General features: G+C 64.3%; 20 protein-coding genes. 13 read left to right on the top strand and 7 right to left on the bottom strand.

The genetic code is table 11. From position 1 onward, the window contains the following. Positions 1 to 11: 11 nt before the first annotated feature. Entirely contained in the window at positions 12 to 6,302 is a 6,291-nt protein-coding gene (locus J2R80_RS28565; protein WP_141342393.1) for a HAMP domain-containing protein, read from the bottom strand. 273 nt (positions 6,303 to 6,575) lie between these two features. Here J2R80_RS28565 and J2R80_RS28575 point away from each other — a divergent pair, with 273 nt between their 5' ends. Then, entirely contained in the window at positions 6,576 to 8,564 is a 1,989-nt protein-coding gene (locus J2R80_RS28575) for a PAS domain-containing sensor histidine kinase (protein WP_076828855.1), read from the top strand. Between the two features lie 176 nt (positions 8,565 to 8,740). Here J2R80_RS28575 and J2R80_RS28580 read toward each other — a convergent pair whose 3' ends face one another. Then, on the bottom strand, positions 8,741 to 8,959 hold the full coding sequence (locus J2R80_RS28580) for a hypothetical protein (protein ID WP_016845796.1): 219 nt from the start codon (positions 8,957 to 8,959) through the stop codon (positions 8,741 to 8,743). Positions 8,960 to 9,092: 133 nt separating this feature from the next. Then, positions 9,093 to 9,404, bottom strand: coding sequence for a hypothetical protein (locus J2R80_RS28585; RefSeq protein WP_141342394.1), 312 nt, complete (start codon positions 9,402 to 9,404; stop codon positions 9,093 to 9,095). Between the two features lie 61 nt (positions 9,405 to 9,465). Here J2R80_RS28585 and J2R80_RS28590 point away from each other — a divergent pair, with 61 nt between their 5' ends. Together J2R80_RS28590 and J2R80_RS28595 are read left to right on the top strand one after the other, a co-directional pair. Beyond that, on the top strand, positions 9,466 to 9,666 hold the full coding sequence (locus J2R80_RS28590) for a DUF3072 domain-containing protein (RefSeq protein WP_026192767.1): 201 nt from the start codon (positions 9,466 to 9,468) through the stop codon (positions 9,664 to 9,666). A gap of 117 nt (positions 9,667 to 9,783) precedes the next feature. Next, on the top strand, positions 9,784 to 10,038 hold the full coding sequence (locus J2R80_RS28595; RefSeq protein ID WP_028332017.1) for a hypothetical protein: 255 nt from the start codon (positions 9,784 to 9,786) through the stop codon (positions 10,036 to 10,038). A gap of 172 nt (positions 10,039 to 10,210) precedes the next feature. Here the strand turns inward: J2R80_RS28595 and J2R80_RS28600 are convergent, their stop codons facing one another. Continuing rightward, positions 10,211 to 10,468 (bottom strand): hypothetical protein, encoded by a 258-nt coding sequence (locus tag J2R80_RS28600; RefSeq protein ID WP_057018676.1) that lies wholly within the window; start codon positions 10,466 to 10,468, stop codon positions 10,211 to 10,213. 112 nt (positions 10,469 to 10,580) lie between these two features. Here J2R80_RS28600 and J2R80_RS28605 point away from each other — a divergent pair, with 112 nt between their 5' ends. Further along, positions 10,581 to 12,650 carry an ATP-dependent helicase gene (locus J2R80_RS28605; RefSeq protein WP_141342395.1) on the top strand — a complete coding sequence of 690 codons (2,070 nt, stop codon included), beginning with the start codon at positions 10,581 to 10,583 and terminating at the stop codon, positions 12,648 to 12,650. A 159-nt stretch (positions 12,651 to 12,809) separates the two neighbouring features. Here the strand turns inward: J2R80_RS28605 and J2R80_RS28610 are convergent, their stop codons facing one another. Continuing rightward, on the bottom strand, positions 12,810 to 13,541 hold the full coding sequence (locus J2R80_RS28610) for an adenylate/guanylate cyclase domain-containing protein (RefSeq protein WP_141342396.1): 732 nt from the start codon (positions 13,539 to 13,541) through the stop codon (positions 12,810 to 12,812). 85 nt (positions 13,542 to 13,626) lie between these two features. Continuing rightward, positions 13,627 to 13,923, bottom strand: a complete 297-nt coding sequence (locus J2R80_RS28615) for a PilZ domain-containing protein (protein WP_256527878.1) — start codon at positions 13,921 to 13,923, stop codon at positions 13,627 to 13,629. Positions 13,924 to 14,142: 219 nt separating this feature from the next. Here J2R80_RS28615 and J2R80_RS28620 point away from each other — a divergent pair, with 219 nt between their 5' ends. From J2R80_RS28620 to J2R80_RS28630, 3 genes are read left to right on the top strand one after another with little or no spacing between them, the layout of a single operon-like run. Beyond that, positions 14,143 to 15,549, top strand: a complete 1,407-nt coding sequence (locus J2R80_RS28620; protein ID WP_076828863.1) for an MFS transporter — start codon at positions 14,143 to 14,145, stop codon at positions 15,547 to 15,549. 11 nt (positions 15,550 to 15,560) lie between these two features. Further along, positions 15,561 to 16,748 (top strand): acyl-CoA dehydrogenase family protein, encoded by a 1,188-nt coding sequence (locus J2R80_RS28625; protein WP_141342397.1) that lies wholly within the window; start codon positions 15,561 to 15,563, stop codon positions 16,746 to 16,748. 24 nt (positions 16,749 to 16,772) lie between these two features. Then, a complete protein-coding gene (locus J2R80_RS28630) occupies positions 16,773 to 17,174 on the top strand; it encodes a VOC family protein (protein ID WP_076828865.1) in 402 nt (133 codons plus the stop codon). Between the two features lie 305 nt (positions 17,175 to 17,479). On the opposite strand, the gene J2R80_RS28635 is transcribed toward J2R80_RS28630, so the two are convergent. Further along, a complete protein-coding gene (locus tag J2R80_RS28635) occupies positions 17,480 to 18,220 on the bottom strand; it encodes a Spy/CpxP family protein refolding chaperone (protein WP_076828866.1) in 741 nt (246 codons plus the stop codon). 454 nt (positions 18,221 to 18,674) lie between these two features. Here J2R80_RS28635 and J2R80_RS28640 point away from each other — a divergent pair, with 454 nt between their 5' ends. From J2R80_RS28640 to J2R80_RS28665, 6 genes are all read left to right on the top strand, one after another. Beyond that, positions 18,675 to 20,015, top strand: coding sequence for an ABC transporter substrate-binding protein (locus tag J2R80_RS28640; RefSeq protein WP_076828868.1), 1,341 nt, complete (start codon positions 18,675 to 18,677; stop codon positions 20,013 to 20,015). Between the two features lie 116 nt (positions 20,016 to 20,131). Next, on the top strand, positions 20,132 to 21,070 hold the full coding sequence (locus J2R80_RS28645) for a carbohydrate ABC transporter permease (RefSeq protein WP_028340672.1): 939 nt from the start codon (positions 20,132 to 20,134) through the stop codon (positions 21,068 to 21,070). After that, entirely contained in the window at positions 21,070 to 21,981 is a 912-nt protein-coding gene (locus J2R80_RS28650; RefSeq protein ID WP_016847559.1) for a carbohydrate ABC transporter permease, read from the top strand. The genes J2R80_RS28645 and J2R80_RS28650 overlap by 1 nt, the downstream gene beginning before the upstream one ends. Before the next feature lie 4 nt (positions 21,982 to 21,985). Then, positions 21,986 to 23,086 (top strand): ABC transporter ATP-binding protein, encoded by a 1,101-nt coding sequence (locus J2R80_RS28655; RefSeq protein WP_057018685.1) that lies wholly within the window; start codon positions 21,986 to 21,988, stop codon positions 23,084 to 23,086. A 29-nt stretch (positions 23,087 to 23,115) separates the two neighbouring features. Then, positions 23,116 to 24,105, top strand: a complete 990-nt coding sequence (locus J2R80_RS28660; RefSeq protein ID WP_076828870.1) for a hydroxyacid dehydrogenase — start codon at positions 23,116 to 23,118, stop codon at positions 24,103 to 24,105. 69 nt (positions 24,106 to 24,174) lie between these two features. Next, on the top strand, positions 24,175 to 25,599 hold the full coding sequence (locus J2R80_RS28665) for an amidase (RefSeq protein ID WP_253639812.1): 1,425 nt from the start codon (positions 24,175 to 24,177) through the stop codon (positions 25,597 to 25,599). The last annotated feature ends 15 nt before the right edge of the window (positions 25,600 to 25,614 follow it).

Raw genomic sequence — 25,614 nt, forward strand, 5'->3', positions numbered from 1 at the left:
TCGATCGCCGATCAGCGGTGCAGCCACATGCGGATCGCCAGCAGCAGTTGCTCGGTGTTCACGGGTTTCGCCAGATAGTCGGACGCGCCTGCCTCCAGGCATTTCTCTCGATCGCCTTTCATCGCCTTCGCGGTCAGCGCGATGATCGGCAGCCGCGCGAAGGCGGAGTTTTGCCGGATGGCGCCGATGGTCTGGTAACCGTCCATCTGCGGCATCATGATGTCCATCAGCACGATCGCAATCTTGGGATTGGATTCGACCAGCGAGATGGCCTCGTGACCGGTTGTCGCAGTCAACACCTTCATACCTCGCCGCTCCAACACGCTCGAGAGCGCGAAGATGTTGCGGGCATCGTCGTCGACCAGCAGTGCGGTCTTGCCAATAAGATCCTCATCAGAACTATTGAGCTTCTCCAGCATCCTCTGTTTTTCGACGGGCAATTCCGTGATCACACGGTGCAGGAACAGTGACGTTTCGTCGAGCAGACGCTCCGGCGATTCCACGCCCTTGACGACGATGCTGCGCGCCATCGTATGCAGTTCCGCGTCTTCTTCCGCTGAAAGTTCCCGGCCCGTAAACACGACGACGGGTATATTGGACAGCGTCTCGTCCTTGCGGATCTGATCCAGCACTTCGAAACCGCTCATGTCGGGCAGGCGCAGGTCGAGCACGACGCAGTCGCACGGATTTTCGCGCATCGTCGAGAGCGCCCCTGCCCCGGTGCCGGTGGTCACGATCTCGATATCCTCGTGCCCGAGCAGTTCGGTGATGCTGAGCTGCTCCGCCGCATTGTCCTCCACGATCAGCAGGCGCTTGCGGCGTGGTCTGGCGTATTCCTTGATCTGCGACAGCGCAGCGCTGACGCCTTCCGTCGTCGTCGGCTTGTTGACGAAGGAGAACGCGCCGCGCGCCAGCGCGTGCTGCCGGTCCTCGTCGAGCGTGATGATCTGAACCGGAATGTGACGGGTCAGCGGATTGTGCTTGAGCTGGCTCAGCACGGTCCAACCCAGCATGTCGGGCAGGAAGACGTCGAGCGACACCGCGCTCGGCTGGAACTGCTTGGCCAGATCCAGAGCTTCGGCACCGCGGCTTGCGACCAGCACCTTGAAGCCCTTGTCGCGCGCCAGATCGATCAGCACCCGCGCATAATGCGGATCGTCCTCGACGATCAGCAGGATGGTGTCGCCGGGCTCGAGATTGAGCCGGTCGTCGGGAAGCTGCTCGATCACACGCTCCTGCGCGCCCGACGCCTGCAGCGCCGGCGCCGGCGGGTGCGGCATCGCGATCGGTCGAGCCTGCGGGCGCAGTGCCACCGAGGGGCCGGCATATTTCAGCGGCAGATAGAGCGTGAAGGTCGAGCCCTTGCCTGTCGCACTGCGCAGATGGATCTCGCCGCCGAGCAGACCCGCGAGCTCACGGCTGATGGCCAGTCCAAGGCCGGTGCCGCCATATTTGCGGCTGGTGCCGGCGTCGGCCTGCTGGAACGCCTCGAAGATCAGCTTCTGCTTGTCCTGTGGAATGCCGATGCCGGTATCCGACACCTCGAACGCAACGACCGCGGGCGCCGCATTGAGGATCGGATGCTCAACACTCCAGCCGCCGAGCGCGGCCGACACGGTCAGGCTGACGCCGCCTTCCGCGGTGAACTTGAACGCATTCGACAACAGGTTCTTGAGCACCTGCTGCAGCCGCTTGGAGTCGGTGACCATGCTGCGCGCAAGATTGGCGTCGACATCGATACTGAACGAGAGATGCCGGTTCTCCGCCTCGTGCCGGAACGGCCGTCCGACGGTCTCGAGCAGGCTCGATGTCAGAATTTCCTCGGCGTCGACCGTCACCGTGCCGGACTCGATCTTGGAGAGATCGAGGATGTCGCTGATCAGGTTCAACAGGTCGGTGCCGGCGCCGTGAATGGTGCGGGCAAACTCGACCTGCTTGCCGGTCAGGTTGCCGTCGGGATTTTCGGTGAGCTGCTGGCCCAGGATCAGGATCGAGTTCAGCGGTGTCCGCAACTCGTGAGACATGTTGGCGAGGAATTCGGATTTGTACTTCGAAGTCAGCGACAGCTCGGTCGCCTTTTCTTCCAGCGCGCGCCGCGCCTGCTCGATTTCCTGGTTCTTGCGCTCGACGTCGACATTGCGTTCGGCCAGCTGCTGGGCCTTCTGCTCCAGCTGATCGTTGGTCTGCTGCAATTCCTTCTGCTGGGTCTGCAACTCGCCGGCGAGCTGTTGCGACTGCTTGAGCAGCGCCTCGGTCTGCATCGTCGCCTCGATGCTGTTGAGCACGATGCCGATGCTGTCGGTCAACTGTTCGAGGAAGGTGATCTGCGAGGTCGTGAACGAGGAGATCGAGGACAGCTCGATCACCGCCTTGACCTGGTTCTCGAACTGCACCGGAAACACGACGAGGTTCTTCGGCATGATCCGCATCAAGGCCGAATTGATCGGCACCGCATCGCCGGGAATCTCGGAGACGAGGCGCTGACGCTTGTCGAGCGCGCATTGGCCGATCAATCCCTCGCCGAACTGGACGATCTGCGGATGCGGATTGCTGCTGTCGCTGGCATAGGCCGACAACAGGCGCAACTGCGCATTCTCGGGATTGTCGACCTGGTAGATCACGCCCATATGCGCGTTGATCAGCGGCGCAAGCTCGGTCAGCAGCAGCCGGCCGACGGTCGCAAGATCGCGCTGGCCCTGCAGCATGTTGGTGAAGCGCGCCAGATTGGTCTTCAGCCAGTCCTGTTCGGTGTTGCGCTCCGTGGTCAGACGGAGGTTGCCGATCATCGTGTTGATGTTGTCCTTGAGCTCGGCGACCTCGCCGCGGACGTCGACCTGGATCGAGCGCGTCAGGTCGCCCTTGGTCACGGCGGTCGCCACTTCCGCGATCGCGCGCACCTGCGAGGTCAGGTTGGCCGCGAGCAGGTTGACGTTGCCGGTGAGATCCTTCCAGGTGCCGGCCGCGCCGGGCACGTTGGCCTGACCGCCGAGCCGTCCCTCGACGCCGACCTCGCGCGCCACGCTGGTGACCTGTTCGGCGAAGGTCGCAAGCGTCTCGGTCATGTTGTTGATGGTGTCGGCGAGCGCGGCCACCTCGCCCTTCGACTTCACCGTCAGGTTCTGCTTCAGGTCGCCGTTGGCGACCGCGGTCACCACCTTGACGATGCCGCGCACCTGCTCGGTCAGGTTGACCGCCATGACGTTGACGGTGTCGGTGAGGTCCTTCCAGGTGCCGGCAACGCCGCGCACCTCGGCCTGGCCGCCGAGCTTGCCCTCGGTGCCGACCTCGCGCGCCACGCGCGTCACCTCGCCGGCGAAGGCGTTGAGCTGGTCGACCATGGTGTTGATGGTGTTCTTGAGCTCGAGGATTTCGCCCTTCACGTCGACCGTGATCTTGCGCGACAGGTCGCCGCGCGCCACCGCAGTGGTGACTTCGGCGATGTTGCGCACCTGGGTGGTCAGGTTCGCCGCCAGCAGGTTGACGTTGTCGGTGAGGTCCTTCCAGGTGCCGCCGACGCCGGGCACCACGGCCTGGCCACCGAGCCGTCCCTCGGTGCCGACCTCGCGCGCCACGCGCGTCACTTCGGCGGCGAACGAGCGCAGCTGCTCGACCATCGTGTTCAGGGTGTCCTTGAGCAGCAGGATCTCGCCGCGCACGTCCACGGTGATCTTCTTCGACAGGTCGCCGCCGGCGATCGCGCTCGCGACCTCGGCGATGTTGCGGACCTGCGCAGTCAGGTTCGACGCCATGAAGTTGACGTTGTCGGTCAAATCCTTCCAGGTGCCGGCGACGCCGGGCACTTCGGCCTGGCCGCCGAGCTTGCCCTCGGTGCCGACCTCGCGCGCCACGCGCGTCACCTCGCCCGCAAACGCATTGAGCTGGTCCACCATCGTGTTGATGGTGTTCTTGAGCTCGAGGATTTCGCCCTTCACGTCGACGGTGATCTTGCGCGACAGGTCGCCGCGCGCCACGGCGGTCGTCACCTCCGCGATGTTGCGGACCTGCGCGGTCAGGTTGCCGGCCATCGAGTTGACGTTGTCGGTCAAGTCTTTCCAGGTGCCGGCGACGCCGGGCACGTTGGCCTGGCCGCCGAGGCTGCCGTCGGTGCCGACCTCGCGCGCCACGCGCGTCACCTCGCCCGCGAAGCGGTTGAGCTGGTCGACCATCGTGTTCAGCGTTTGCTTCAGCTGAAGGATCTCGCCGCGCACGTCGACGGTGATCTTGCGCGACAGGTCGCCGCCGGCGATCGCGGTCGCGACCTCGGCGATGTTACGGACCTGCGCCGTGAGATTGCCGGCCATCGAGTTGACGCTGTCCGTCAGGTCCTTCCAGGTGCCGGCGACGCCGGGCACCTCGGCCTGGCCGCCGAGCTTGCCGTCGGTACCGACCTCGCGCGCCACGCGGGTCACCTCGCCGGCGAAGGCGTTGAGCTGGTCCACCATCGTGTTCAGCGTTTCCTTCAGCTGAAGGATTTCGCCCGACACGTTCACCGTGATCTTCTTCGACAGGTCGCCCTTCGCCACCGCGGTCGCGACCTCAGCGATGTTGCGGACCTGCGCGGTCAGGTTCGAGGCCATCGAGTTGACGCTGTCAGTCAAATCCTTCCAGGTGCCGGCGACGCCGCGCACCTCGGCCTGGCCGCCGAGCTTGCCTTCGGTGCCGACCTCGCGCGCCACGCGCGTCACTTCGCCGGCGAAGGCGTTGAGCTGATCGACCATCGTGTTGATGGTGTCCTTCAGCTCGAGGATTTCGCCGCGCACGTCCACCGTGATCTTCTTGGAGAGGTCGCCGCCAGCGACCGCGGTCGTCACGGCGGCGATGTTGCGCACCTGCGCGGTCAGGTTCGACGCCATGAAGTTGACGTTGTCGGTCAGATCCTTCCAGGTGCCGGCGACGCCGAGCACGTTGGCCTGGCCGCCGAGCTTGCCTTCGGTGCCGACCTCGCGCGCCACGCGCGTCACTTCCGACGCGAACGCGTTGAGCTGGTCCACCATCGTGTTCAGCGTTTCCTTCAGCTGAAGGATCTCGCCCGACACGTTGACCGTGATCTTCTTCGAGAGGTCGCCGCCGGCGATTGCGGTGGCTACGTCGGCGATGTTGCGGACCTGCGCGGTCAGGTTCGACGCCATGAAGTTGACGTTGTCGGTCAGGTCCTTCCAGGTGCCGGCAACGCCGGGCACCTGGGCCTGGCCGCCGAGCTTGCCCTCGGTGCCGACCTCGCGCGCCACACGCGTCACTTCCGACGCGAACGAGTTGAGCTGGTCCACCATCGTGTTGATGGTGTCCTTCAGCTCCAAAATCTCGCCGCTGACGTCGACCGTGATCTTGCGCGACAGGTCGCCGCGCGCCACGGCCGTGGTCACGTTGGCGATGTTGCGCACCTGGGCGGTCAGGTTGCCGCACATCGCGTTCACCGAGTCGGTGAGGTCCTTCCAGGTACCGGCGACGCCGGGCACGATCGCCTGGCCGCCGAGCTTGCCGTCGGTGCCGACCTCGCGCGCCACGCGCGTCACTTCGGAAGCGAACGAACGCAGCTGATCGACCATCGTGTTGATGGCTTCCTTCAGCTGCAGGATCTCGCCGCGGACGTCGACCGTGATCTTCTTGGACAGGTCGCCGTTGGCGACCGCGATCGTCACCTCGGCGATGTTGCGGACCTGGCCGGTCAGGTTGTTGGCCATCGAGTTGACGCTCTCGGTCAGGTCCTTCCAGACGCCGGTCACTTCCGGCACCTGGGCCTGGCCGCCGAGCTTGCCCTCGGTGCCGACTTCGCGCGCCACGCGCGTGACCTCCGAAGTGAACACCGAGAGCTGCTTGATCATCGTGTTGACGATGTTCGCCGACTGCAGGAATTCGCCGCGCAGCGGCCGGCCCTCGACGTCGAGCTGCACGGTCTGCAGCAGGTCGCCTTGCGCCACCGCAGCGACCGCGCGGGTGACCTCGCGGGTCGGCCACAGCAGATCGTCGATCAGCGTGTTGACCGAGCTCTCCATATCGGCCCAGGCGCCGCTGGCGAGGCCGAAATTGACGCGCTGGCGGGTCTGTCCCTCGCGGCCGACGACCTGGCCGACGCGCGCCAATTGCTGCGCCATGCGTTCGTTGGCGGCAGCGATTTCGTTGAAGGCGTCTGCGATCTTGCCGTCGATGCCGAGATAGTCGCCACGCATCCGGACCGAGAAGTCGCCGGCGCGCATCGCCTGCAGCGACTGCAGTAGGTCATGCGAGGAATCGAGGCTTCCGTTTGATTGTTGGCTGCGGCGCGTATCAGCACGGGGACGAGGCGACGAACCGAGATCGGTCATGTAATTTCCCCTACGCGCTGGCCGCGAATCCAGAGACTCGGAAAAGCCAGTGTGACCATAAGAATGACTGCCCTTGATCTATTCAAGCGGGAAAACGCCAAAGCCGCAATTTGTGACGCAAACCGAGTACCTTAATCGCGATTGGAACCAAAAGTTCCGACCGTTGGCCGAACTTTTACGAGGAACGACGGAGCCGGCCCTGATCGCCCGGTCCTCGTGCTCGCATGGAACATTGACCATCCCCGCGCGTTTCGGGCGGGGGCAGGATCGGTGATGGTTAAGAAATCAGAACAACTCAAACGGGGCATCGTCGAGAGCCGGCACGATCGTCGGCCGGTGGCTGGCGGCGTGGTCGACTACGCCATTTGCACGCTCGGCCCCGATGGCCGGGTCATCAACTGGAACAAGGGCGCCGAGCGCATCACGGGCTATCCGGCCAAGGCGATCCTCGGCAAGCACTTCTCGGTCTTCTATCCTGCCGAAGACCGCGCATCCGGCGTTCCGGCGAGAGCACTGCAGATGGCGCGGAAGGAGAAGCACTCAGCGGCCGAAGGCTGGTCCGTCCGCAAGGACGGGTCGCAATTCTACGCCGCTGTGGTCATCGATCCGATCTACGAGAAGCGCAAGCTCGTCGGCTACACAATGGTCACCCGCGACATCACCGAGCGGCATCAGGCGCGCGCGGATCTCGAGGCCAGCGAAAGCCAGTTCCGCCTGCTGGTGAGCAATGTCACCGACTATGCGCTCTATATGCTGACGCCGGCCGGCATCGTCGCCAATTGGAACGCCGGCGGCGAGCGCATCAAGGGCTATTCGCCCGGCGAAATCATCGGCCAGCACTTCTCGCGGTTCTATACGCCGGCCGACCAGGCTGCCGGCAAGCCCGCCCATGCGCTCAAGATCGCGGAAGAGACCGGGCATTACGTGGAGGAAGGCTGGCGGGTCCGCAAGGACGGTTCGTTCTTCCGGGCGAGCGTCGTGATCGATCCGATCCGCGATACCGACGGCAGCCTGGTCGGCTTCGCCAAGATCACCCGGGATATTTCCGAGCGGCGCGACGCGCATCAGAAGCTCGAACAGGTGCAGCGTCAGCTTGCGGAATCGCAAAAGATGGATGCGCTCGGCCAACTGACCGGCGGCGTCGCGCACGACTTCAACAACCTGCTGATGATCATCTCCGGCAATCTGCACCGGATCAAGCGCGAGGTGATGAGCGAACGGGGGATGCTTGCACTCGGCGCGATCGAAACCGCATCCGAGCGTGCCGCGTCCCTGACCAGGCAGCTCCTCACCTTCGCGCGTCGGCAGAGTGTCAATCCGCAGACCATCAACGTCGCTGACAGGATCACCGCGGTGCGAGAGGTTTTGACCAGCGCGCTCGGCGGCGCGATCAAGCTGAACATGGAGATCGGACCGGATCTCTGGCCGATCTTCGTCGATCCGACGGAATTTGAGACCGCGCTGATCAACCTCGTGGTCAATGCCCGGGATGCGATGACCGGCGGCGGCACGCTGACCGTCGCGGCGCGCAATGTCCCGGAAGCCGCCCAGGTGGTCGTCAGCATTACCGACACCGGCGAAGGCATTCCAGACGATGTCATGAACAAGGTCTTTGATCCCTTCTTCACCACCAAGCCGGTCGGCAAAGGGACCGGCCTTGGGCTGTCCCAGGTTCACGGTTTCGCGCACCAGGCGGATGGCCGGGTCGAGATTACAAGCGCGCTCGGCAAGGGCACGACGGTCAGCATCTATCTCCCGCGCGGGACTGCGGCCGCAAAGCGCACAGCTACGGGGCACAGCACGCCCGGCTTGGCCACGATCCTGCTGATCGAGGACAATCCTGCCGTCGCCGATGCGAGCACGGGCCTGCTCGAACAGCTCGGCTACACCGTGCGCTGGGCCTCGAACGCGGAGGCCGCCTTGTCGGAAATCGACGCCAACGGGATCGATGTGGTGTTCAGCGACATCGTCATGCCCGGCAGGATCGATGGACTGAAGCTGGCGCGCACGATCCGGGACAGAAAGCCCGAGCTGCCGATCCTGCTGACGACAGGCTACAGCGCGAGCGCACGCGACGTGAGGTCCGACTTTCCGGTGTTACGCAAGCCGTACCACATCCACGACCTCAGCCGCGAACTCGCAAAGTTGACGGGGCACGGCGTCGGCAGCGCGACGAGCGGGCCATCCGGCAACGCTTCGAGCGAGTTCGATGCCACCGCGCATGACGTCGTGGCAAGACCAAAGGCGAAAGCCCGCTCCTAGTGTGCTGAATGCGAAGTCCGTGCGATTTCGCGGCAGCCACTTTCACGAACTTCGCATTCATAAAGCACACTAGAATCATAAGTTTGCCAGTGTCCTTATCGAATTCGAAGTTCGCTCCGAAGATGCGGCAAATGATGCGAACTTCGGATTCGGGACACTAGTTCAAAATCGAAAGGCTAGCGTTCCGCCGGCCAGCTTCGCCGCACCAATTGCACCCGCTCGATGCGGCTGCATTGCTCGCAGCGGTACTGAAGAATATCCCTGCCCTCGCTGCCCGGATGGCTGCTCTCGAGCCGCATCGTCCTGATGCAGCTGATGCAGGAGATCAGCGTCAGCAGTGGACTGCGATCGTCATTCATCGATGCCCGCGGTGGCGCGGTCGGATCGGCGATCATGGCGCTGGGCGATGCTATGGTATTGGCTCTCACCACAAGAAAATGCAGATCCTGCGGTCCCAGTTCCTTCCTTGAAACCTGATTTGGGCCTGAGCCGGTGTTCGAGGCTCCCTTCTTTGGACAAACCCCCGGATCACACCCGGGCGTTGCTGTGACCGGGCGTAGGCTTCGCCTTGTCCTTGTCCACCTTGACCTTCGCGCCGGCGCGGTCCTCGAAGCTCCGGCTCAGCCGCTCCCGGACCGTGGGGAGACGCTCGCCGCCGCCGGCGGCCTTCCACCGGCCGACCAGTTGGGCCACTTCGGCTCGCATCGCCATCAGCCGGTAGGATGCTTCACTGCAATCGAGGTCGCGGTTGACCTGATCCCTGATCGACGCCTCGATCAGGGTCATCTCAGCTCGCAACGTGCTGATCTTGCGCCGAATTTCATTGATCTTGTTGTCCATAGCTTGTTAGAACAAAAATAGAACATATTGTCAAGTCACGATCCAGCAAGCGAGGCAAGCAATGAGCGTGGCAGCGGTAAGATATGGTGGGGTTGCGGAGCGGCTTGGCGGGCTGATGACCCGTGCCCAGGCGCTGCGGTTGAGGAGCCTCGCCGAGGAGGCCTATCAGCCGAACCAGTACGCACGCGACCTGACGTCCGAGGAAGCCGAACGGCGGATCGACGCGCTGAAGGCGGAGATCGCGCTGGCGGATTCGTTCTGACCGTCCGCGCCAGCCAGGCCGGACGTCCCCTTAAGGCTTTGATATAGCGGCGCAGCTAGGTCTGTTCCTGTTATTGCTGCTTTGTCTTATTGCTGCTTGGTCCTGGGGGAGCCTGACGTGCTGGAGTTGGAGAAGCGGTCGCCGCTTGCGTTCCCGATTACGCTGAAGGACGGGCGAACGCTCGCGACGGTCGGCGACGCCGCGGACTACCTGTCCGCGCTAAACCTGGATCAGCGCGAGCGCGGCTACTGGAAGACGGCGATCATGATGTTCAACAACGCCATGCGCGAGCCGAGCTATCTGAAGATCGCAACCATGAACCTCCGGTCCGCGCTCGTGTATGACCGCCTGGTCGATGACGTTGGCCCGTGATTGTGGTGCCGCGGCTACAGCCGAATCGGCGGTGGTTGCGTAAGGCGCTGTTCGTTATGGCCGCAAACAAGGTAACGGCGGTACACGCGACGGCGGGTGCGCAATGCGCTTCAGCCGCACTCTCGGGCCGCCTTGGAGGGCCAATGGAACACCAAGGCGGCTCATTTTCTTTTCAAAGCAGTTTCGCGCGGACGAACAGCATCCGCAACGCGTTGGTCGCTTGCACCGTCAGCATGGCGTTACCGGCCGCTCTCTCGAGTGCAACCAATGCCTCGTCATGCAGCGAGCGGAACTCCATCCATTCGACGGCGCTGAGATTGCTGATGAAGCTATAGGCCTGGCCGACGGTCGCGAGCGTCACCGTCTCGCCGTTCAGCCGCACCTTGAACGTCGCCTTCAGCGGCGTGTCGGATTTGGATACGTCACCCATGGCGGGGTTGTGCGCCGCGCCGCGTTAATGTCAATCTAATTTCTCTCCGTCCGCCTCGGCGCGCCGGCCCCAATGAATCGCAATGTCTGTTAGCGTTTCGTGGGGGTGATTCGTGACTGATCTTGCCAACACAGCCTATCTCGATGCGCTCAATGCCGAGCAGCGCCGCGCTGTCGAGCACGGGGTCGGCAAGGATTGCATCGTCGGCGCGCCGCTGTTGGTGATCGCGGGCGCGGGGTCCGGCAAGACCAACACCCTCGCCCATCGCGTCGCGCATCTGATCGTCGCTGGCGCCGATCCGCGCCGCATCCTGTTGATGACCTTTTCGCGGCGCGCCGCCGCCGAGATGGCCGGCCGCGTCGAGCGCATTGCGCGCCGCGTGCTCGGCGATCGCGCCTCGGTCATGACCGACGCGCTGAGTTGGGCCGGCACGTTCCACGGCATCGGCGCGCGGCTGCTGCGCGAATTCGCCGAGCGTATCGGCCTCGACCCGGCCTTCACGATCCATGACCGCGAGGATTCCGCCGACCTGATCAATCTGGTCCGCCACGATCTCGGGCTCTCCCGCACCGAAAGCCGGTTCCCCACCAAGGGCACCTGCGTTGCGATCTATTCGCGCTGCGTGAACGCGGAGATGCCGATCGAGGCCGTGCTCGGCCAGTTCTTCCCGTGGTGCTCCGGTTGGGCCAGTGAATTGAAACAGCTGTTCGGGGCCTATGTCGAAGCCAAGCAGCGGCAGAACGTGCTCGATTACGACGACCTCCTGCTCTACTGGGCGCAGATGGTGACGGACAGCGCGCTGGCCGAGGAGATCGGCGGCCGTTTCGACCATGTGATGGTCGACGAATATCAGGACACCAACCGCCTGCAGTCCTCCATCCTGCTCGCGCTCAAGCCCGCGGGCCGCGGGCTCACCGTGGTCGGCGACGACGCACAGTCGATCTATTCGTTCCGCGCCGCCACCGTGCGCAACATCCTTGACTTCCCGGCCCAGTTCAGCCCGGCCGCCGAGATCGTCACGCTCGATCGCAACTATCGCTCGACGCAGCCGATCCTGTCGGCGGCCAATGGCGTGATCTCGCTCGCCAATGAGCGCTTCACCAAGAACCTGTGGACCGACCGGACCTCGACCCGTAAGCCGCTGCTCGTCACGATCCGCGACGAGGCCGATCAGGCCCGTTACATCGTCGAGCAGGTGCTGGCCAATCGTGAGGAAGGCACCCTGTTGAAGCACCAGGCGGTGCTGTTCCGCACCTCCTCGCACAGCGGACCGCTGGAGGTCGAACTGACCCGCCGCAACATTCCGTTCGTGAAATTCGGCGGCCTCAAATTCCTCGACGCCGCGCATGTCAAGGACATGCTGGCGCTGCTGCGCTTCGCCGCCAATCCACGCGACCGGGTTGCAGGTTTCCGCATCCTGCATCTGTTGCCCGGCGTCGGACCGGCCTCGGCGCAGCGGGTGCTCGACCGCATGACCGAGGCCGCCGATCCGATTGCTGCGCTCGTCGCGCTGCCCGCTCCGCCCCGCGCCGGTGCGGACTGGCGGCTGTTCGTGGAGGCCATCGAGAACCTTCGCTACTCGGAATGGCCCGTCGATATCGAACGCGCCCGCCTCTGGTACGAACCGCATCTCGATCGCATCCACGAGGACAGCGAGGTACGCCGCGCCGATCTCATTCAGCTCGAGCAGATCGCCGCCGGCTACCCGTCACGCGAACGTTTTCTCACCGAGCTTACGCTCGATCCACCCGATGCGACCAGCGACCAGGCTGGCGTGCCGTTGCTCGATGAGGATTATCTGATCCTGTCGACGGTCCATTCCGCCAAGGGCCAGGAATGGACATCCGTCTATGTGCTCAATGTCGTCGACGGCTGCATGCCCTCCGACCTCGGCGCCGGCACGTCGGCCGAACTCGAGGAGGAGCGCCGCCTGCTCTACGTCGCGATGACCCGCGCCAAGGACGATCTGCATCTGCTGGTGCCGCAGCGCTTCTTCGTTCACGGCCAGGCCGCCAAGGGCGACCGCCACATGTATGCCTCGCGCACCCGCTTCATCCCGGAACGACTGCTGCCGATGTTCGAGCGGACCACCTGGCCGCGCGCCGCGGCCGCGCAGGCCTCCGCGGCCAACCGCGCGCCGCCGATCGACATCGGCGCCCGGATGCGCGGCATGTGGCGCTGACGCCGGTTCGAAGATTTTCATACGGGCTGGAACCAAGCCGCCGACCTTGCGTTGAGGCGGCGTTCGTAATCGGCAAACGACCATCCCGGACGGCTTCGGCGCGCAGTTGCACGCTGGAGCCGTCTTTTTTGCGCCGCGTCAATTCACGCGAAAGCCAATTCACGCAGGAAATAATGTGACGGGCTGGTCGAAGCCCTTCAGGGTGTAATCGGCACCGGCTGCCGTGATCATGTCGCGGGTTCGATCCCGCACGGCCGTCGTCACAAGGATCTCGCCTGACCTGGCAGCCGCCTGCGCGCGCGCCGCGCGATTGACCACCGTGCCGACTGCCGTCAGGTCGCGGTGGGCTTGGCCGAACTCACCGAAATTGGTGTCACCGCTGTCCATTCCGATTCCGATGCCGATCTCGATGTCGCCGGCGCCGATCGCCCGCACCAGCGCATCGTGCCTGTCGCGAAAACTGCGCTGGATCTGGCGCGCCGCGAGCAAGGCCTGCACGGCATGATCGTCGCGCCGCACCGGAAAATTGAAGATCGCGAACACGGCGTCGCCGTTGGTCTTGTTGATGATGCCGTCATAGCGCCAGATCGCGGCGGCACAGTCGTCGTAGAACGCGTCGAGCAGCGAGGTCAGCCCGTCCTGCGCGATGGTCTGCGTCAGTGTGGTGTAGCCGCGCAGATCGGCGAACAGGATGGTGGCGTCGATGGTCACGGCGCGCGCCTTCATGATCTTCGAGAAGGCCATCTCGCAGAGCGTGCATGTGTTCGGGTTCATGCGGCTCGGCCGGACGCCGAACAGACGCAACGGCGCCGCCAATGGACCGCGCAACGGGATCGGCATATGCAGGTTTTGCCAGCAGCCAAGGCAGATCGTTGCAGGTTCCGGAGTCATCGGCGGATCACCTGCTGTTCCAGCAACGAAACCCGACCGCCTTGGCACGCAGGTTCATGGGCGTCCCCAATCGAGATAGCCGCGCTCAGGCGGTTGCCACGAAACTCACTCCAATTCGCGACTTCTTACTCCAGATCACCTGGCACTCGTAGACGACCGAGGCGTCGCGGGCCATCACCAGGCGGAATCGGTGCGGGACGAAGGCCGGATTCTCGACCTCGATGGCCGCCCCTTCCGGCGAGATGTTCACGATCGTGCAATGCATGACCGAACCGCCCGACGAGACATAGCCGGGTTCATTGACCTCGGTTCGCGGATGCTTACGCTTTTCGTCCACCCGGCCTCCCCAAATGTTCTTCACGCAAACGTGGGCGATCGGCATTGCAGGAGTCAACGGCTCCGGCGGCTCGCATCGGGCTTTCGCACCACCATTTGTGCGCAGCAGTACGCCGAACCGCTTATCGCGACAATGCAGATGAGCCCCGCGTCGGCGCGGGCTTGTCGTTCGCGCTGGCGCGAGGATAGCCTCATCCTATGGGCGATGCGCTGGCGCGACGCACGCTCCGGGGAATAATGAACAGGCGCCATGGGGAGACGCGCCATGTTCGAGATTCTCGATCGCCGGACGACTCTGACCGGCAACCAGATCAAGATCCTTGCGGCGGCCATCATCGGCGATGCGCTGGAATTCTTCGACTACTTCCTGATCGGCTTCGTGCTCGCGTTCCTGATCGGACCGTGGAAGCTCACCTTCGGCCAGTCGGCCACCGTGCTGATGAGTTCCGGCATCGGCGCCATCCTCGGCGCCTACCTCTGGGGCTGGCTCGCCGACCGGGTCGGTCGACGTATCGTCTTCATCGGCACGGTGCTGAACTTCTCGATCGCGACCGGCCTGCTCTATTTCACACCCGATAACGGCTGGGTCTATCTGGCGATCCTGCGCTTCTTCGTCGGAACCGGCGTCGGCGGTCTTTATTGTGTCGACCTGCCGCTGGTGCAGGAGTTCATGCCCTCGCACAAGCGCGGCTGGGTCGGCGGCCTCGTCACCTGCGTGATCCCGCTCGGCGTCGGCCTCGGCGCGGTGCTCGGAGCCTTCATGGGAACCGATCAGTGGCGGCTGTTGTTTGCGATTGGCGTGCTGCCGTCGGTCCTGGTGCTGCTGGTTCGGATCTGGGTTCCGGAGTCGCCGCGCTGGCTGTGCCGGCAAGGACGCTATGACGAAGCCCGCAAGTCGCTCGCCTGGGCGCTGCAGGTGCCGCCGTCGGAGCTGCCGCTGCCGAGCGCGGCCGACGCCGGTCCGATCGTCACGACGAGCTGGTTCGATCTGTTCAAATATCCGCGCAGCCTGATCGTCTCCTGGCTCGGCAATGCCGGCGCGCAAACCGGCGTCTACGGCATCACGCTATGGGCGCCCGCACTGTTCGTGCTGCTGCTGAAGGTGACGCCGCAGGAAGCCGCCAAGATGATGATCCTGCTCAGCATCACCGGCTTCCTCGGCCGCATCTCGTTCTCCTGGTTCTCGGAGTTGCTCGGACGGCGTGTTGCTGGCGGCCTGCTCGGCTTCGGCGCCGGCGCGCTGACGATCATCGCCGGCTACCACTACGATGTGACTTTGTTCGGCATGTCGGCGTTCTGGCTGCTGCTGGCCGCCGCCTTCTTCTTCGCCGACGGCGGCTTTGCGATCGTCGGTCCCTACGCGGCTGAGGTCTGGCCGTCGCATCTGCGCACCACGGGGATGGGGTCGGCCTATGGCTTCGGCGGCATTGGCAAGATCATCGGGCCGGTCGGGCTTGCGCTGATCGTCGGTTCGAACAACTACCTCAAGCCCGATGTGCCACTGACCCAGATCCCGACCGCCTTTGTCTATCTCGGCTGCTGGTTCCTGATGGCGGGGGCCGTCTATTTGTTCTTCGGGCTCGAGACCCGGGGCAAATCGATCGAGCAGATCGACAAGGAGCTCAACGCGACGGCCGATGTCGCGGCCTCCGCAACGATCCGGCGCGCCTGAGGGAGGCGAACATGAATGTGACTGCTGCGGACCTTATCGGTGATCGCGACGTGATCGCCCGCGCCGAGGCGATCAGGGACGCGGTGGCGGCCGCCTCCAACGATATTGAAACGACGCGCCGCCTGCCGCCCGACCTGCTCGACCGGCTGCATGAGGCGCGGCTGTTCCGCTTGCTGCTGCCGCGTTCAAGCAACGGGATCGAGACCGATCCCGTCACCTTCTTCCATGCCATCGAGACCATCGCCAAGGCGGATGCCTCGACGGCGTGGTGCCTGAGCCAGGCCGGCGGCTGCGCGATGTCGGCGGCCTATCTCGACCTGCCGGTCGCGCAGGAAGTGTTTGCCGACCCGCGTGCCGTGCTGGCCTGGGGCCCCGGCCCGAAGGTCAAGGCGATCGAGTGCGAGGGCGGCTACCGCGTCACCGGGGTCTGGTCGTTTGCCTCGGGCGGGCGGCACGCCACCTGGCTCGGCGCGCACTGCCCGGTCTATGCCGCGGACGGCTCGCCGCGCCGGGATGCCAATGGCGAGCAGGTCGAGCGCACCATGCTGGTGCGGACCGAAGACGTCGCATGGACCGACATCTGGAACACGGTCGGATTGCGCGGTACCGCCAGCGACCAGTTCGCGCTCGACGATTTCTTCGTCCGCGCGGACCATTCGATCACCCGCGAATTCGACCGCGAGTGTCGCGAGGATGGCCCGCTGTACCGGATGAGCAACCATACTTGCTACCAGATCGGCTTTGCCGGGGTCGCCTGCGGCATTGCCCGCAGTGCGCTCGACAATTTCGTCGACGTCGCCCGCAACAAGGTGCCGCGCGGCATGAAGAAGACACTGCGGGACAATGCGGTGGTGCAGTCCGGCCTCGCCCAAGCCGAGGTCAATCTGCGCGCCGCCCGCGCCTTCCTGCTGCAGTCGATGGCCGACATCTGGAAGGATCTGGTTGCCGGCCACAGCATCACGGTGGCACAGCGCATGACGATCCGGATGGCGGCCACCCATGCCATCCACAAGGCGCGGGAGGCCGTCGATTTCGCCTACAACACCGCCGGCGCCACCGCGATCTTCGACGGCCATCCGCTGGAGCGGCGCTTCCGCGACATCCACACCGTGACGCAGCAATTGCAGGGCCGCTTCAGTCATTTCGAGACCGTCGGCGCCTGGATGCTGGGCGTCGATGCCGACCTCAGCTTCGTTTAACCCGATTTCTCAAGGAGAAGAACCATGCCATTGGGTGGACTACAGCATTACACCATCGAGCCGCAGGATCTGGAGAAGACCAGGGAGTTCTATTGCGATGTGCTCGGGCTCGAGAACGGCGAACGGCCGCCGCTCGATTTCCCCGGCTACTGGCTCTATTCCGGCGGTCAGGCCACCGTCCATCTGATGGGCACCCGCAAGCCCCGCGACGGCATCGTGGTGCGCGGCACCGCGAAGAAATATGAGGACACCGGCCGCCTCGACCATATCGCCTTTGCCGCCAGCGACGTCGAAGCCGTGCGCAAGCGCCTGCAGTCGAAGAACGTCACCTTCCGTGAGCAGATCGTGCCGCGCACCGGCGACACCCAGATCTTCCTCTACGATCCGGACGGCGTCGGTGTGGAGCTGAACTTCCCGAAGAGCTAAGCGCCAGCGTTTTGCGGATCGCTGATTGCCGGGCAGAGCCGTCCGAAGGACATCGTCGCTTTGCCGCGCCGATGTCCCGGTCATTGACGGCTCAATCCGCGCTGGCCTCGGGCGCTGTGGATGGTTCCCGACAAGGCCCTGACTCGGCCATCACTCGGGCGTGATCCGGTCCGTTTTTCTTCAACATTGAATGACGAATTAACCGGGCCGCGCCGCTGCGGCAGAATAGCCGGGTGCTGCGCCTTTAACCTACCCCAGGGCTTGGTGGCCCGGCTATTCGTCCCCACTTGGCCGGCGAGATTTCCTCAGTCGAGCCCGCGTTCGTGGCTCAGGCGGACCATTTCGTTGATGAAGATTTGTTTCTGCTTGTCGTCGAGGCTGGCAAACAGCGGCTCGGCGGCGTCGGCGACGCCGCGCTGATCGACCGCCCGGTCATTGAGGAACTGGGCCTCGTTGCGCATCTGCTCGATGATGTCATCCGGCGGATCGCGCTGCGCCCGCGCGATGCGCAGGTTGAGTCGGTCGGCGCCGTTGTGGCCGAGATAGTGCATCGCACTGTTGAAGCCGGCCCAATTCTTCTCCTGCTCCGGCGTCAGGTTGAGCTCCTTCTTGATCCGTTCGATGTTGGCGTCGCTGTTGGCGACGATCTGTTCGGCCGTCAGCTGCGGCGCGCCGGCCTGGGTCAGCACGGTCGGCGCTTGCTTCGCGCCCTTGTCCTTTGCGGCGGCCTTGGCCGACTTGGGGGCCTTGGCGCCGGCCGCCGCGCCCTGTGCGTTCTTCCCGCTGCCGGCATTGGGGTTGTTGCCATTGTTGCCGGTCAACACCCCGGTCACGCCGGTCACCACCCCGACAACGCCGCCGATGGCTCCGCCGAGAACGCCGCCGACCGGCCCGGCAGCCTTGTTGCCCTCGCGCGCCCCCTTTTCGACGCCCTGCACGATCTGCGCATCGACCATATGAGGCACTGCGAGCAACGTGACGGTGGCGGCCCCAACCGCGGCGCACAATCTCCATTGTGCGCGCAGCTTCGCTACCGGGATGAGCATGATCGGGTCTCCGTGATCGGTGGTGGATTGCGGAATTGATGCGGGAGTAGGTTCGACAAATCCGGACTTTAGCGTTTCCGGCTTCAGCAAGTCTATCGGCCGCGCCGGGCATCAACATGGCGGAACAGAGTTCGCTGAGGCTTGACCGGAAAGCTGCGGCTCAACCGCGCACCGTCTGCTTTCTTGTCTGCGTCACCCTCTGCGTGCGTCGCAACATGATCGCAAGACGCGCGGCAAACCGCCGGCAACTGCAGTGATGCGAACGACACTGCCTGCTATTTGACCACAACGTTAGTTCTAGTTGGCATCAGCATCTCGTTTCTCGACAGATGCCGGCAATTCTGTTCTGATCGGTTTCAACGCAATCCCGCGACGTCGCGCAAACGCGACGCACAAAAAAGAACAACGGGATTCAAAAAGTCTTTTGTCCGTCGGCTACCAGGGAGGGAATGCCATGTCACGGAAGAAGCTCTCGCGCCGAGAATTCGTCGCAGCGACAGCGCTGTCATCGGCCGCGCTGATTACAGCCCCCTACGTGCGTGGCGCCTACGCAGCCGGAAAGCTCTCGATGGGCTTCTGGGATCACTGGGTGCCCGGCGCGAACAGTGCGTCCACCGAGCTGGTCAATGAATGGGCTGCCAAGGAGAAGGTCGAGGTTCAGATCGACTACATCACCAGCCAGGGCAACAAGAACATCGTCACCATCGCCGCCGAGGCGCAGGCGAAATCCGGTCACGATATTTTCCAGATGCCGACATGGTGGCCGCAGGCCAACGCCGAGTTGCTCGAGCCGGTCAACGACATCATGGATCCGCTCCTCAAGCTGAACGGCGATGTCAACGGCACGGTGAAATATCTCGGCCAGGCCGGCGGCAAATGGCTCGGCGTTCCCGCCAGCGTCGGCAGCCAGATCAAGGGTCCTTGCTCGCGCATCGACCTGATGAAGAAACACGCCAACATCGACGTGCAGGAGATGTATCCGGTCGGAAGCGAGCCGAAAGCCGATAACTGGACCCTCGATACGTTCCTCAAGGCGGCTGAAGCCTGCCACAAGGCCGGATTCCCGTTCGGTATCGGCCTTGGCGAAACCAGCGACAGCGTCGACACCGCCGGCGCGATCTTCCAGTCGTTCGGCGCGCAGCTGGTCGATGCGAAGGGCAATCTCACCGTCAAGACCGACGCGGTGCGCCAGGCCCTCGACTACTACAAGAAGCTGCTCGCCTTCCTGCCGCCCGATGTGGCGGCATGGGACGACGCGTCCAACAACAAGTGGCTGGTCGCCGGCAAGGGCGCGATGATCCTGAATCCGCCGAGCGCGTGGGCGGTCGCCAAGCGCGATGCTCCGCAAGTCGCCGAGCAGTGCTGGACGCACGGGTTCCCGGCCGGGCCGAAGGGACGCTTCGCGCCCTATCTGCCGTTCTTCTGGTCGATCTGGTCGTTCTCGAAGAACAAGGAGGCGGCCAAGAGCCTGCTGACGCACCTGTCGCAACCTGCATCGATCGAGAAAATGGTGGTCGCCAGCGGTGGCTATGACCTGCCGGCCTACGAAAAGCTCACGACCTTGAAGGTCTGGGCGGAGCAAGCGCCGCCAAAGGGGACGCTCTACCACTATCCGAACCCCTATAAGCACCAGACGCTGTCGATTGCGGCCTCGCCCGCGCCGCCCAAGATCGCGCAGCAGATCTACTTCCAGGCCACGCTGACCAAGATGTGCCTGCGGTACTACCAGGGTGAAAGCATGGAAAAGACACTCGCCTGGGCCGAGGGCGAGTGCGAAGGCTTCATGCGAAGCTGACGACAAGCGAGGTCTCGCGCGACCACCCGTAATGTTGGCCGCGCGAGGTCCCGTCTTCACATCCCAGCCGCCGGACTGGCGAGCTGTGCAACCAACCCGCGCGAGGGACCTGCGTTATGGTTGACGTCGCATTCCAATCCAACCGCGCAGCCGCTGCCCAGACGGGACGAAGGCGCGTCGGCCTGCGCAACGCGCTGCGGCGCAAGTCGATGGCCGCGTTCCTGATGACCTTGCCGCTGATCCTCCTGATCGCGATCCTGGTGCTCTACCCGGCCCTCTACTCCTTGCACCTCGCAACGCTGAACAAGGCGATGACGAAGTTCGTCGGGTTCGGCAATTTCGAGTTCCTGTTCAAGCGCGACACCTTCTGGCTGGTGGTCAAGCAATCCTGCATTTTCGCGATCTCGGCGGTGATCTTCAAAGCCCTGATCGGCTTCATCGTCGCGCATTTCGTGCACAACGTACCCGCCAACAAGCAGCGCAAGTGGCGCGGCATGCTGCTGGTGCCATGGGTGATCCCGCCGGCGATGAGCACGCTGGCGTGGCTCTGGCTGTTCGACCCCTCCTACAGCGCCTTCAACTACACGCTTTCCTTCTTCGGCATCGGGCCGATCCCGTGGACCGGCGATGCGATGTGGGCGCGCTTCTCGGTGATCCTGGTCAACGTCTGGTACGGCGCGCCATTCTTCATGATCATGTATCTGGCGGCGTTGAAATCGGTACCCGACCAGCTTTATGAGGCGGCCGCTATCGACGGCGCCAATTGGTGGCAGCGCATCTGGTACGTTACGCTGCCGATGATGCGCAACATCATCGCGATCACGACGCTGTTCTCGCTGATCGTGACCTTCGCCAATTTCGACATCGTGCGCATCCTGACCGCGGGCGGGCCGCTCGACCATACCCATATCTTCGCCACCTGGGCGTTCCGCGTCGGCATCGAGGGCAGTGATGTGCCGCTCGGCGCCAGCGTTTCGCTGTTCATGGTGCCGATCCTCGCGGTCGCGGCGATCTTCATCCTGCGCGACATCACCAAACGCGGGAACGAAGCCTGATGAGCTCGCTGACGATCGACAAGTCCGGACCGACCCGCAAGGTCAAGTACGGCAGCATGAGCCGCGACCGCGCCTGGGCGCTACGCTGGTCCTATTTCTTCCTGGTGCTGTTTGCGATCTTCTCGCTGACGCCGCCGATCTACATGCTGATCACCTCGCTGAAGAGCAGCGCCGAGATCTCGGCCGCGACCAATCCGTGGTGGGTCTATCATCCGACACTCAGCAACTACATTGAGCTGCTGACCTCGAACCAGTTCCTGCGCTTCTTCTGGAACTCGGCCTGGGTCTCGATCATCGTGGTCACCATCACGATGCTTATCAGCGTGCCGGCGGCCTTTGCGCTGGCGCGGATGAAATTCTGGGGTTCGGCGACGCTCGCGACCGGCGTGTTCCTCACCTATCTCATTCCGGACAGCCTGCTGTTCATTCCGCTGTTCAAGATGTTCGCCGTGTTCGGCGACTGGACCGGCATCCAGCTGGTCAATCGCTGGTACGTGCTGCTGTTCATCTACCCGACGCTGACGGTGCCGTTCTGCACCTGGATCATGATCGGCTATTTCGCCTCGATCCCGAAGGAGCTCGACGAGGCGGCGATTATCGACGGCGCGAGCTGGTTCCAGACGCTGACCCGGATCTTCATCCCGGTCGCGCTGCCCGGCCTGATCGCGGCCACGATCTTCGCCTTCACCGTCTCCTGGGCTCAGTTCCTCTATCCGCTGGTGTTCACGACATCGACCGATCAGCTGGTGCTGCCGGTCGGCATCATCACGACCCTGATCAAGGGTGACGTCTTCAACTGGGGACAGATCATGACCGGCGCCCTGCTCGGCGCCGCGCCGCCGCTGATCATCTATGCCTTCCTGATGGACTACTACATTGCTGGCCTGACCGCCGGTGCGACAAAGGGTTGAACTTATGGCTGATGTCAGTTTGCGGAAGGTTGTGAAGCGTTACGATGAGGTCGAGGCGGTGCGCGGCATCGACCTTGATATCGCCGACCATGAGTTCGTGGTGCTGGTCGGGCCGAGCGGCTGCGGCAAGTCGACGACGCTGCGGATGATCGCCGGCCTCGAGGACATTTCCGACGGCGACATCATGATCGGCGGCGACGTCGTCAACGACGTGCCGCCGAAGGACCGCGACATCGCGATGGTGTTCCAGAACTATGCGCTCTATCCGCATATGACCGTTGCCGAGAACATGTCGTTCGGCCTGCGGCTGAAGCACTATCCCAAGGCCGAGATCAAGAGCCGGGTCACCGAGGCAGCCCGCATGCTCGACATCACCGACCTGATCGACCGCAAGCCGAAGCAGCTCTCCGGCGGCCAGCGCCAGCGCGTCGCGATGGGGCGGGCGATCGTGCGCAATCCGAAGGTGTTCCTGTTTGACGAGCCGCTGTCCAACCTCGACGCCAAGCTGCGCGTGCAGATGCGGATCGAGATCAAGAAGGTGCACCAGAAGGTCCGCACCACGACGGTCTACGTCACCCACGACCAGGTCGAGGCGATGACGCTTGCCGACCGCGTCGTGGTGATGAATCACGGCAGGATCGAGCAGATCGGCACGCCCAACGAGCTCTACCACAAGCCGGCGACCCGGTTCGTCGCAAGCTTCATCGGCTCGCCCGCGATGAATTTCGTGCCCTGTCGGCTCGAGGACACCGGCGGCAAGCTCAACGTGCGGCTGACCGATCGCCTCGCTTTCACGCTGCCGCCGGCACGCGCCGCCCGCTACCAGGCTCTCTCCCGCACCGACAAGCTGTTGCTGGGCATCCGGCCCGAGCACGTCATGGAGGCGCGGCCGCATGCCGAACCGGGCATCGAGCCGTTCGACGCGACGCTCGACGTCACCGAGCCGATGGGGATGGAGACCCTGGTCTATTTCACGCTGGAGGGCACCCAGGTCTGCGGCCGGGTCAATCCCAATGCCGGTGCGCAGGATGGCAGCCCGCTCCGATTGGCTGTGGACCTCAACAATATGCATTTGCTAAACGAGGTGACCGGCGTCGTCCTTTGACGGCGCACAAGAAACCTCAAGGGCAGGAAATGGCCACCAACAAGAAGAAGATTTTCGTCACCCAGACTTTGTCACCGGGGGCACGGGTGCTCCTCAACGAGCGGGACGACGTAGAACTCATCGAATTTCCCAACCTGATCTCCGCCAAGGACTTTCAGACCATGCTCGAGCAGCATGCGCCGGTCCATGGCGTGGCGCTCGGCGCAACCCGCTTCGGCGAGGCGGAGCTGGAGGCGTCCAAGGGCATGATGGTGGTGACCCGGATCGGTGTCGGCTATGACGCCGTCGACGTTCCGGCGCTGTCGCGCCGCAAGGTGCCGCTGATGGTCGCAGGCACGGCGAACTCGCCGTCGGTCGCCGAACAAGCTGTGTTCATGATGCTGACGCTGGCCAAGCGCGCGCAGGAAATGCACACGATGGTCAAGGACGGCACCTGGGCGAGCCGGCTCGGCGTGCTGCCGTTCGATCTCTACGGCAAGACCGTCCTGATCGTTGGCTTCGGCCGCATCGGCACCCGCACCGCCAAGCGCTGCCTCGCCATGGAAATGAACGTGCTGGTCTACGATCCCTACCAGCCCGCCAGCGAGATCACGGCTGCCGGCTGCGAGGCCGTGTCGAACCTCGAAGCGGCGCTGCCGCGGGCGGACTTCGTCACGATCCATTGCCCGAAGAATCCCGAAACCGTCGGGCTGTTCGACGCCGCGCGGATCAGGCTGATGAAGCCGACCGCCTATCTCATCAACACCGCCCGCGGCGGCATCGTCGACGAGAAGGCGCTGCACGACGCGCTGGTGTCAGGCAAGCTCGCCGGTGCCGGCCTCGACGTGTTCGAGGTCGAGCCGCCGCCGGTCGGCCAGCCCCTGCACGCTTTGCCCAACGTGATCATGGCGCCGCACGTCGCGGGCGTCACGGTCGAGGCCGTCGATCGCATGAGCGAGCAGACCGCACGCAATATCCTGAGCGTGCTGGATGGCAATCCGCTGCGCCAGAATGTGATCAACCAGGACGTCCTCGGCTGAGCTTTCAGCCTTCCTCGTTTGCGCCGCGGCCGATCCGAAAGGATCGGCCCGGCGATGCGGAGTACCCACATGGCCTTCAAGGAATTCGGCAACTACGATGCGGTCGGTCTCGCCGAACTCGTCCGCAACAAGGACGTGACGCCGAAGGAACTGCTCGACGAGGCGATCGCGCGCACCGCCGCCGTCGATCCCAAGATCAACGCGGTCGTCGTCAAGCATTACGACTATGCCGAGCGCCAGATCGCCAGAGGGCTGCCTGATGGTCCCTTCACCGGCGTGCCGTTCCTGCTGAAGGACCTCGATCTGCTCGAGGGCACACGCACCACGTCGGGCGCCAGCCTGCTGAAGGACTTCGTTGCCGATCACAACGGCACCCTGACGCAGCGCTTCCTCGATGCCGGGCTTGCGATCTTCGGCAAGAGCTCGAGCCCGGAATTCGGGCTGATGCCGACGACGGAATCCCGCCTGTTCGGCCCGACCCGCAATCCCTGGAATCTCGACCATTCCTCCGGCGGCTCGTCCGGCGGCGCTGGGGCTGCGGTCGCGGCCCGCATCCTGCCCGTCGCGCATGCCAGCGACGGCGGCGGGTCGATCCGGATCCCCGCCTCCGCTTCCGGGGTGTTCGGCATGAAGCCGACGCGCGCCCGCAATCCGGTGGGTCCCGATCGCGGCGAAGGCTGGGGCGGCTTCTCCGTCGGCCATGTGCTGAGCATCAGCGTCCGCGACAGCGCGGTGATGATGGATGCGATCCACGGTCCGGAGCCGTCGAGCCTCTACGTGGCGCCGCCGCCGGAGCGACCGTTCTCGCAGGAAGTCGGCCGCGATCTCGGCCATTTGCGCATCAGCTTCACCGACAAGTCGCCCTACGGCGATGCGATCGATCCCGAGATCGCTGCGGCGGTCCGCGACATAGCCAAGCTGCTGGCGGGCCTCGGCCATCACGTCGAGGAGCGTGCGCCGCCGCTTGCGGCCGATCCCGCCGCAGTCATGACGACCATCGTCGGCGGCAACACGGCGCTGACCATCCGTCTGCTCGAGCAGCGCGTCGGGCGCACCCTGACGTCGGACGATGTCGAGCGGCTCACGCTCGCCAGCGCCCAGAATGCGACCAAGATGAACCCGGCCGACTACGTGGCCGCGCAGCTTGCGGCGTTCCAGATCTCGCGCGCGCTTGCGACCTTCTTCGAAGGTTGCGACATCTTCCTCAGCCCGACGCTGTGCGCGCCGCCGCTCCGCCTCGGCGAGCTGAACACGATGTCCGAGGACCTCGGCCACATCGCGCCGGTGCTGCGCCGCTACATGCCGGGCACCTCGATGTTCAACATGTCCGGACAGCCGGCGATGTCGGTGCCGCTGGCTTGGAACAAGGCCGGTCTGCCACTCGGCATGATGTTCGCGGCCAAGCTCGGCGAGGAAGGACTGCTGTTCCGCCTGGCCGGCCAGCTCGAACAGGTCCGCCCCTGGAAGGACCGGCGTCCGCCGGTTTGCGCGTAGGCCCCACCGAAGCGC

Origin of the sequence: Bradyrhizobium sp. USDA 4541 (genome assembly GCF_024171085.1) — a bacterium.
In the GTDB taxonomy this organism is placed as follows: domain Bacteria; phylum Pseudomonadota; class Alphaproteobacteria; order Rhizobiales; family Xanthobacteraceae; genus Bradyrhizobium; species Bradyrhizobium australafricanum.